The sequence below is a fragment of the Pseudomonas entomophila genome (assembly GCF_029478665.1).
Lineage (GTDB): Bacteria > Pseudomonadota > Gammaproteobacteria > Pseudomonadales > Pseudomonadaceae > Aquipseudomonas > Aquipseudomonas entomophila_F.
In genome coordinates, this window is record NZ_JARPQB010000059.1 from 22,624 (window position 1) to 31,356 (window position 8,733).

The following is an 8,733-nucleotide window of genomic DNA, read 5'->3' on the forward strand; positions in this document are numbered from 1 at the left end:
ACGGGGTTGTGGTGAGGCGCTGCTCAGACCGGGTCGGCATGCACCATCACATCCGCCCGCGGGTAACGCTCGCGGATGGCCTGCGAAGCCTGCACGCACAGTTCGTGGGCCTGATGCAGTGGCAGGTCCCCGGGCAGTTCAAGGTGCAATTGCACGAACCATTGGCTGCCCGAAACCCGCGTGCGCAGGTCATGCACGCCCTTCACCCCCGGAATGGTCTGCACCACCTCGAGCATGCGTTCGCCGATATCGGCCGGCAGTTCCTGGTCCATCAGGATCGCCGTGCTTTCGCGGGCAATCTGGATCGCGCTCCACAGGATGTACAGGGCAATGCCCAGGCCGAACAGCGCATCCAGCTGCGGCCAGCCGAAGCGCGCCAGAAGCAATGCCAGGAGGATGCTGCCGTTGAGCAGCAGGTCGGAGCGGTAGTGCAGGGAGTCGGCGCGCACCGCCGTGGAGCCGGTGAGGCGGATGACCTTGCGCTGGAAGGCCAGCAGCGCCAGGGTCAGTACCAGTGACAGCAGCATGACCACGATACCGGCGGCGGTGTCACCCAGCGGCTGCGGCGCTTGCAAGCGTTCCACGGCCTGCACCCCGATCAACACCGCGCTGACCGCGATGAACAGTGCCTGGGCCATGCCGGCCAGGGCTTCGGCCTTGCCGTGGCCGAAACGGTGGTCGTCGTCGGCCGGGCGCAAAGCGTAGTGCACGGCGAGCAGGTTGAGGAACGAGGCCACGGCATCCAGCGCTGAGTCGGTCAGCCCGGCCAGCAGGCTCACCGAGCCGCTCAGCCACCAGGCCACGGCCTTGGCCAGCACCAGCAGGCTGGCGACTGTCAGCGAAGCGCGGGTGGCCAGGCGCAGCAGGCGCTTGTGTTCGGCGGTCGCGGTCATGGGGGTGATTGCGTCCTTGAAGAAATCAGGCTGCCGGAACCAGGCCGTAGGCGGCCAGTTGCTCGACACTGCCACGGTGCTGGATCAGGCGTGGGTCGTTCAGCGGCAGGCGCTGGCCCAGTTCACTCTCGAGTATGGCCTGCAGCTTGACCTTGTCGACCTGGCCGTCGGCGTTGATGGCGGGCTTGAGCTTTAGCGGGTCGATGTGTGCGGTCTGGCCACCGGGGTAGTAGATGGCGCCGCTGGCGAAGTCGATGCCGAAGGCGATCAGGCCGGGGATGACGTAGAAGAGAATGCCGATGGCGTCCAGAGCCGCAACCACCGGGTCGATCTTGCCTTCGATCTGGCCGCGGCGGTCGGGGTAGAACAGGGTGCCGCAGGCCGTCAGCTGGGTCAGCAGCGTGGCGATGAGCACGCCACCAATGACGCGGGAAGGGATGCGCATGTGAATCTCCGGAAAAGTAGGCACTACAAGGGGTGAAGGCGCGTGCCAACACCTGAAGCTAAGACCATGATAGGGCAGGCTCGGTTCGCCGTTATACTCGGACGATTGTTCGAGGACCACCATGAATTCATTACCGATCGATGCAGTACTGCCCGAACTGCGCCAGGCCCTGCGCCTGCGCGACGAGGCGGTACTCGAGGCGCCGCCCGGCGCCGGCAAGACCACCCGCGTGCCCCTGGCCCTGCTGGACGAGCCATGGCTCGCCGGGCAGACCATCCTCATGCTCGAACCGCGCCGACTGGCCGCGCGCGCCGCGGCAGAACGGCTGGCGAGCGAACGGGGGGAGCAGGTGGGTGGCACGGTCGGTTACCGCATTCGCCTGGACAGCAAGGTCGGGCCGAACACCCGCATCGAAGTGGTCACCGAGGGTATCCTCACCCGTCGCTTGCAGGCCGACCCTGCACTGGAGGGGGTCGGGCTGCTGATCTTCGACGAATTCCACGAGCGCAGCCTCGACGCCGACCTGGCCTTGGCCCTGAGCCTCAATGGCCGCGCGCTGCTGCGCGACGAGCCGCCGCTGAAGATCCTGTTGATGTCGGCGACGCTGGAAGGCGAGCGCCTGTCACGGCTGCTTGACGAGGCCCCGGTGGTCAGCAGCCAGGGGCGCATGCACCCGGTGGATATACGCTGGAGCCGGCCGTTCCAGCCTGGCGAATTCGTCGAGCCGCGGGTGGTCGATTGCGTGCTCCAGGCGCTGGCGGATGAAAGCGGCAGTTTGCTGGTGTTCCTCCCCGGCCAGGCCGAGATCCGCCGTGTCCATCAGTCCTTGCAGGAGGCTTTGGGCGATCGCCCCGGCATCCTGCTTTGCCCGTTGCACGGCGAGCTCGACCTGAATGCCCAGCGCGCCGCCATCGAGCCGGCGCCCAAGGGCCAGCGCAAGGTGGTGCTGGCCACCAATATCGCCGAGACCAGCCTGACCATCGACGGCGTGCGCGTGGTGATCGATGCCGGTCTCGCCCGGGTGCCGCGCTTCGACCCGGGCAGCGGCATGACCCGCCTGGATACCCAGCGCATTTCCCGCGCCAGCGCCACCCAGCGTGCCGGCCGGGCGGGGCGCCTGGAACCGGGCGTGTGCTATCGCCTGTGGTCCGAGGCACAACACGATCAGTTGGCCGCACATGGCAGCGCCGAGATCCTCCAGGCCGACCTGGCCGGGCTGGCCCTGCAGCTCGCGCGCTGGGGCGTGCCTCCGGAACAGCTGAGCTGGCTCGACCAGCCACCGGCTGCCGCCTACGCTCAGGCCCAGGACTTGTTGGCGCGGCTCGGTGCCTTCAAGCCCGGCAGCCGCGACAACCTGAACGAACATGGCCAGGCCATGGCCGGTTTGCCCGCGCACCCGCGCATCGCCCACCTGCTGCTGCGCGGCCAGGATTTGGGGTTGGCCGACATGGCCTGCGACGTGGCCGCCTTGCTTGGCGAGCGCGATATCCTGCGTGGCGGCGGTGCCGACCTGCACACTCGGCTTGCCCTGCTTGGTGGCGAAACCCGCGCGAGCCGCGGCGGCCAAGGTGGTGTGCAACGCGCGCGCCAACTGGCGCGCCAGTATCGCGGGCAACTGCGTGGCAAACCGCGTGCGGCAGTGGCCGATCCCGACCACCCGCGCTGGCTCGGCGCGCTGCTGGCGCTGGCTTATCCGGACCGCGTGGCACAGCAGCGCCGCGAGGGTGGCGCCGAATACCGCCTGGCCAACGGCCGCGCGGCGATGTTCAGCGAAGTCGATGCGTTGATGAAATGCCCATGGCTGGTGATCGCCGACCTGGGCAGCCGCCAGGGGCAGCGCGAGGAGCGCATCTACCAGGCCGCCGACTTCGATCCGCAGTTGTTCGAAGACGTGCTGGCCGAGCAGGTCGAATGCCTCGACCTGCTCGATTGGGACGAGCGCGAACAGGTGCTGCGCGCCGAACGCCAGCGCAAGGTTGGCGAGCTGGTGCTCAGCCGCGAACCCCTGACTGGCCTGGACGATGACACCCGCGCGAAGGCGCTGCTGGGCCTGGTGCGGCGCAAGGGCCTGAACCTGCTGACCTGGACGCCCGAACTGCGCCAGTGGCAGGCCCGTGTCGCCCTGTTGCGCCAGCTCGACCTGCAGCAGCAGGGCGCGAGCGAATGGCCGGATCTGGGCGACGCAGCGTTGCTGGCCAGCCTGGAAGACTGGTTGCAACCTTACTTGGGCAAAGTCTCGCGGCTGAGCCATTTCGCCGCCCTGGACCTGCCGTCGCTGCTACGCAACCTGCTGCCCTGGCCGCTGCCCCAGCGCCTGGAGGAACTCGCCCCCTCGCACCTGGCGGTTCCGTCGGGTTCCAGCATCCGCCTGGACTACAGCGAGCAGCCGCCGATCCTCGCCGTGCGCCTGCAGGAGCTGTTCGGCCTGGCCGACACGCCACGCATCGCCAACGGCCGGCAGCAGGTCAAGCTGCACTTGTTGTCGCCGGCGCGCCGGCCCGTGCAGGTCACCCAGGACCTGGCCAACTTCTGGCGCACGACGTACGCCGAGGTGAAGAAGGACTTGAAGGGACGCTACCCCAAGCACTACTGGCCGGACGACCCGCTGGTGGCCGAGGCCACGGCGCGGGCCAAGCCGAGGGGTACCTGATTGCGCTCAGGCGCCGGCTTCGCTTTCGAGCAACATGAACAGGCGATACAGCACCACGGTACTGAACAGCTGGAGGAAACCGCTCAGGCTGTCCAGTACCAGCTGTACACCCGGCTGCGGCTCGGGGAATGCGGTCAGCAGCAGGCCGTCGATCAGCCATAGCGGGGCCAGCACCGAGAGCATGCAGACCATGATGCGCAGGAAGTGCCCGGTGGTCATGCGCGCGCTGGTGCGCATCGACTCGATCACCGGCAGGCCGCGCAGCACCAGCAGGTATTCGGCGAACACCAGGTTCACCATGATCCACACGCCCGGGAAGATGAACAGCGCCAGGCCCGCCATGATCAGCAGCGAACTGATCAGGATCAACAGGGCCAAGGCCGGCCACAGCTGCACGGCGCGGGCGAACAGGTCGCGCTTGGCGATCGCCTGGCCGTTGCTGCGGGTGTCGAGGTAGAGGATCAGCGCGGCGCTGTACAGCGGGTAGAACAGCAGGCTGACCAGCATGCCGTAGGCGGGGGAGGCTTGTTCGCCCAGTTGCTGGTAGAGCAGTTGGGTGCCCAGGGCCTCGAGCATCACCAGTGGCAGGCACAGCTGGAGGATGCTCGTCAGGTGACGGCGGAAGAAGTACAGGGAGTCGCGCAGAACGCTCAGCGGATTCATCGGTCAACATCGCATGGCAGAAAAAGCAGGGCATCACTTTAGCCCAGACCGCCCGCTTGCTGAAAAAAGTTTCATGGCCCGGTTAATTGAATCGCAGCGCCCGGCCCCCCATCTTTGACGCTGTCCGATGTCCTGTTCCGCGCACGAGGTTGCCCTGATGAACACTGAAGAACAAACCCTGATCGACGGCCTGTTCAGCCGTCTCAAGCAAGCCGAGGATCCCGCCCAGCCGCGTGATGCCCAGGCCCAGGCGCATATCGAGGAACGCCTGCGCCAGCAACCGGCGGCGCCGTACTACATGGCCCAGGCGATCCTGGTGCAGGAAGCGGCGATCAAGCGCCTGGACGAACAGAACAAGCAGTTGGAGGCCGACCTCAAGCAGGCCCGCGCGCAGCTCGAGGCAACCCGTTCGAGCAGCAACAGCGGCGGTGGCGGTTTTCTCTCCAGCCTTTTTGGTGCAGGTGCCCGCAACCCGGTGCCGGAGCCACAACGCTCGGTCGCGCCAGCGCCGTCTACTGGCGGTGGCTGGCGCGAACCGGCGCCACAGGCCTATGCCCAGCCCCAGCCGCAACCTGGTTTCGGCGCGGCGCCCGCGCCGGCCCGCAGCGGTGTCAGCAGTTTCCTCGGTGGCGCGGTGCAGACCGCCGCCGGTGTTGCCGGGGGCGTGCTGCTGGCCCAGGGTATCAGCAGCCTGTTCAACCACAACTCGCAACCTGAACAAGTCGTCGAGGTGATCAAGGAGGAGCCGGCTCCGGCCAGCGACCACGGGGGTTGGAACGACCAGGACGGCCAGCGCCAGGTGGCCGACAACAGCGGTTGGGGCAACGACCAGGGTGGGTATGCCGACACCGACTACGGCAACGACGATGGCGGCTTCTTCTCTGACGACGACACCTTCGTCTGAAGGGTCTGGCATACTCGTTGGCATCCTGGGGCGCGTTGCGCCCCGTTCGCGGCACAAGGCCGCTCCTGCAGGCATCACACCGCCCTTGCAGGAGCGGCCTTGTGCTGCGATTGGCTGCGCAGCAGCCCCTCTCACGCATTCAACGAGGTGCCCTGGCTTGAAGAAGATCGCGCTGTTCGCCGATGTGCAGAACCTCTACTACACCGTGCGCCAGGTCCATGGTTGCCACTTCAACTACACCACGCTGTGGGCCGAGGTCAGCCGCGAAGGCCAGATCGTCGAGGCGGTGGCTTATGCAATCGACCGCGGCGACAGCAAGCAGCAACAGTTCCAGCAGATCCTGCGCAACCTCGGTTTCGAGGTGCGCCTCAAGCCGTATATCCAGCGCGCAGATGGTTCGGCCAAGGGCGACTGGGATGTGGGTATCACTCTCGATGTGATCGAAGCGGCGGAGCGGGTCGACCAGGTGGTGCTGGCTTCGGGGGATGGTGATTTCGACCTGCTGCTGGAGCGGGCGGCAAAGCGCCACGGTGTCGAGACGGTGGTGTATGGCGTGCCAGGGCTGACGGCGTTGTCGTTGATCCGTTCGGCGAGCCACTACGTGCCGATCGAGGGCAAGCTGCTCCTGCGCCACTGACATTCCTTGTAGGAGCCAGCCTTGCTGGCGAACCGCGGCAAGCGGGTAAACCCCGGCAAGGCGTTGCCTTGCGTTCGCCAGCAAGGCTGGCTCCTACAGGGGCGTGTGGTGTCAGGGTTTTCTGGGGTTGGTTTCCAGGTGTGCCAGCGGCACCCGACGTTCCACCGCGCTCGACAGCACGATCGAGGTCTTGCTGAACCCCAACTGCGACACTCGATTGATCAGCGCCTCCAGCTCCCCCATCGACGCCACTGCCGCCTGCATGATCACGCAAGGGTCGCCGGTGACCCGGTGGCATTCGATCAGTTCGGGGATGCGGGTCAGGGCGTCGTAGGCCTGCTGGTTGCCATGGCTGGCCAGGCGCAACTCGATCACGCACTGGATCGGCAGGCCGATCTTCTCCAGATCGACCTTGGCCGTGTAGCCACTGATCACTCCGCTGGCTTCGAGCTTGGCCACTCGCTCAGCCACCGCGGGGGCGGAAAGATTCACCTGGCGCGCCAGCTGGGCGTAGGTGGCTCTACCGTTTTCCAGTAGGGCGGCGAGCAGCATGCGGTCGTATTTATCCATGGCGTTTCCTGGTGGCTTTGCAATCAACGGTGAGGGTTGAAAATTACCGTTCATAGCAAAGTGTTCGGGTGATTTAAACGTGTTTTGTAACTTATGTTCGCCGGGTGCCCTTCTTAAACTAGGTCACCCGTAAACGGATTTCGAGCCCAACACCATGCCTGCCTCCCGTCGTTTCCCGCTGTTGCTTGTCGGTGCCTTCCTTGCCCTGTACCTGGTCTGGGGTTCGACCTACCTGGTCATCCGCATTGGTGTGGAGTCATGGCCGCCGATGCTGATGGCGGGCGTGCGCTTCGTCATCGCAGGCTGCTTGCTGTATGGCTTCCTGCGTTGGCGCGGCGTGCCCGCACCCACCTGGCCGCAGTGGCGGGCGGCAGGGGCGATCGGCTTTTTGCTGCTCAGTTGCGGCAACGGTGGCGTGACCCTGGCCGAGCACGCGGGGGTGGCCTCGGGCGTGGCGGCCCTGGCGGTGGCGACCGTGCCGCTGTTCACCCTGGTATTCGGGTTGATGTTCGGTCACCGCAACTCGCGCCTGGAATGGGCGGGGATTGCCCTTGGGCTGGTCGGTATCGGCATGTTGAACATGGGTTCGAACCTGCAGGCCAGCCCCATGGGCGCGGCGCTGATCCTGTTCGCGGCGGCGGCCTGGGCTTTCGGTTCGGTGTGGAGCAAGAACCTGCCCCTGCCCCAAGGCGCCATGGCCAGTGCTGCCGAGATGCTGGTAGGGGGTGTCGTGTTGCTGATTGCCAGTGCCCTGAGTGGTGAACGCATGACGCAGATGCCCACCGCCGCAGGTTGGGGGGCGCTGGCCTACCTGGTGTTCTTCGGTTCGATCCTGGCGTTCAGCGCCTACATGTACCTGCTCAAGCACGTGCGCCCAGCGGCGGCCACCAGCTACGCCTACGTCAACCCGGCCGTGGCGGTGCTGTTGGGGATTGTCTTCGCCGGTGAGCAGATTGGCGCCGAGGAGTGCGTGGCGATGGCGGTGATCATCGGTGCGGTGGTGCTGATCGGGTTGCCGCAGTGGCGCAAGGCACCGGAGCAGCCAGCGGGGTTGAAGGAAGAAATGTGCAAATAGCGGCTATTGCCTGAAAAACAAGGCCTGCTGTAGGAGCGGATTCATCCGCGGATGGGCCGCGAAGCGGCCCCCCGGAGCTTAAAGGCTACGCGCGCCAAAGGTGTCACACTGGTTCAGGTCACCACTGGAGAACCCCGCCTTGAACCAGCGCACCCGCTGCTGCGAGGTGCCATGGGTGAACGAGTCCGGCACCACGCGGCCCTGGCCCTGCTGCTGCAGGCGATCGTCGCCAATGGCGTTGGCGGCATTGAGTGCCTCTTCCACATCCCCCGGCTCGAGCCAGTTCAGGCGCTTCTGCGCCTGATAGGCCCAAACGCCAGCCAGGCAGTCGGCCTGCAGTTCCTGGCGCACCAGCAAGCCATTGTCGCCCTCCATGCGTTGGCCATTGCGCCGGGCCGCGTCGACTTTGGCCGAAACCCCGAGCAACGTCTGCACGTGGTGACCGATCTCATGAGCGATCACGTAGGCCTGGGCGAAGTCGCCGGCGGCGCGGAAGCGGGTTTCCATTTCGCGGAAGAAGGTCATGTCCAGGTACACCCGTTGGTCACCCGGGCAATAGAACGGACCGACCGCCGATGAGGCGAAGCCACAAGCAGAGTTGACCTGGCCGCTGAACAGCACCAGCTTCGGATCGCGGTATTGCTTGCCGGCCTGGGCGAACAGGGCTTTCCAGGTATCCTCGGTGTCGCCAAGGATCGAGGCGACGAACTCGGCCTGTTCATCGTTGGCCGGTGGCGCCTTGCTGCCCACATTGGCTGGCGCGGTCTGTTGCTGTTCCATCTGCCCGGCGAGTTGGCCGAGTATCTGGAGGGGGTCCTGCCCGGTCAGCCAGCCGATACCGACGATCAGCAGGATGGCGCCCAGCCCCAGGCCCTTGCCGCCCCCGAAGCGCATCC

At 66.2% G+C, this 8,733-nt stretch carries 9 protein-coding genes; 4 read left to right on the top strand and 5 right to left on the bottom strand.

What is annotated here, in order from left to right:
* Positions 1-23: 23 nt before the first annotated feature.
* A complete protein-coding gene (locus P5705_RS23410) occupies positions 24-893 on the bottom strand; it encodes a cation diffusion facilitator family transporter (protein WP_277463256.1) in 870 nt (289 codons plus the stop codon).
* A 25-nt stretch (positions 894-918) separates the two neighbouring features.
* Positions 919-1,338 (bottom strand): polyribonucleotide nucleotidyltransferase, encoded by a 420-nt coding sequence (locus P5705_RS23415; RefSeq protein WP_277463257.1) that lies wholly within the window; start codon positions 1,336-1,338, stop codon positions 919-921.
* Positions 1,339-1,459: 121 nt separating this feature from the next.
* Here P5705_RS23415 and hrpB point away from each other — a divergent pair, with 121 nt between their 5' ends.
* Positions 1,460-3,988: an ATP-dependent helicase HrpB gene (hrpB, locus tag P5705_RS23420; protein ID WP_277463258.1), complete on the top strand. Its 2,529-nt coding sequence runs from the start codon at positions 1,460-1,462 to the stop codon at positions 3,986-3,988.
* A gap of 6 nt (positions 3,989-3,994) precedes the next feature.
* Here hrpB and P5705_RS23425 read toward each other — a convergent pair whose 3' ends face one another.
* Positions 3,995-4,651 carry a YciC family protein gene (locus P5705_RS23425; protein WP_277463259.1) on the bottom strand — a complete coding sequence of 219 codons (657 nt, stop codon included), beginning with the start codon at positions 4,649-4,651 and terminating at the stop codon, positions 3,995-3,997.
* A 157-nt stretch (positions 4,652-4,808) separates the two neighbouring features.
* On the opposite strand from P5705_RS23425, the gene P5705_RS23430 reads away from it, so the two are divergent.
* The gene (locus tag P5705_RS23430; protein ID WP_277463261.1) at positions 4,809-5,555 is read left to right on the top strand and encodes a DUF2076 domain-containing protein; all 747 of its coding nucleotides are present in this window, start codon (positions 4,809-4,811) and stop codon (positions 5,553-5,555) included.
* Between the two features lie 157 nt (positions 5,556-5,712).
* The gene (locus tag P5705_RS23435) at positions 5,713-6,192 is read left to right on the top strand and encodes an NYN domain-containing protein (RefSeq protein ID WP_277463262.1); all 480 of its coding nucleotides are present in this window, start codon (positions 5,713-5,715) and stop codon (positions 6,190-6,192) included.
* A 111-nt stretch (positions 6,193-6,303) separates the two neighbouring features.
* On the opposite strand, the gene P5705_RS23440 is transcribed toward P5705_RS23435, so the two are convergent.
* Positions 6,304-6,762, bottom strand: coding sequence for an Lrp/AsnC family transcriptional regulator (locus tag P5705_RS23440; RefSeq protein ID WP_277463263.1), 459 nt, complete (start codon positions 6,760-6,762; stop codon positions 6,304-6,306).
* 154 nt (positions 6,763-6,916) lie between these two features.
* On the opposite strand from P5705_RS23440, the gene yedA reads away from it, so the two are divergent.
* A complete protein-coding gene (gene yedA / locus P5705_RS23445; RefSeq protein ID WP_213658414.1) occupies positions 6,917-7,837 on the top strand; it encodes a drug/metabolite exporter YedA in 921 nt (306 codons plus the stop codon).
* A gap of 78 nt (positions 7,838-7,915) precedes the next feature.
* Here yedA and ypfJ read toward each other — a convergent pair.
* Positions 7,916-8,733: KPN_02809 family neutral zinc metallopeptidase (gene ypfJ, locus P5705_RS23450; RefSeq protein WP_277463265.1), on the bottom strand; the 818-nt coding region annotated here is incomplete at its 5' end.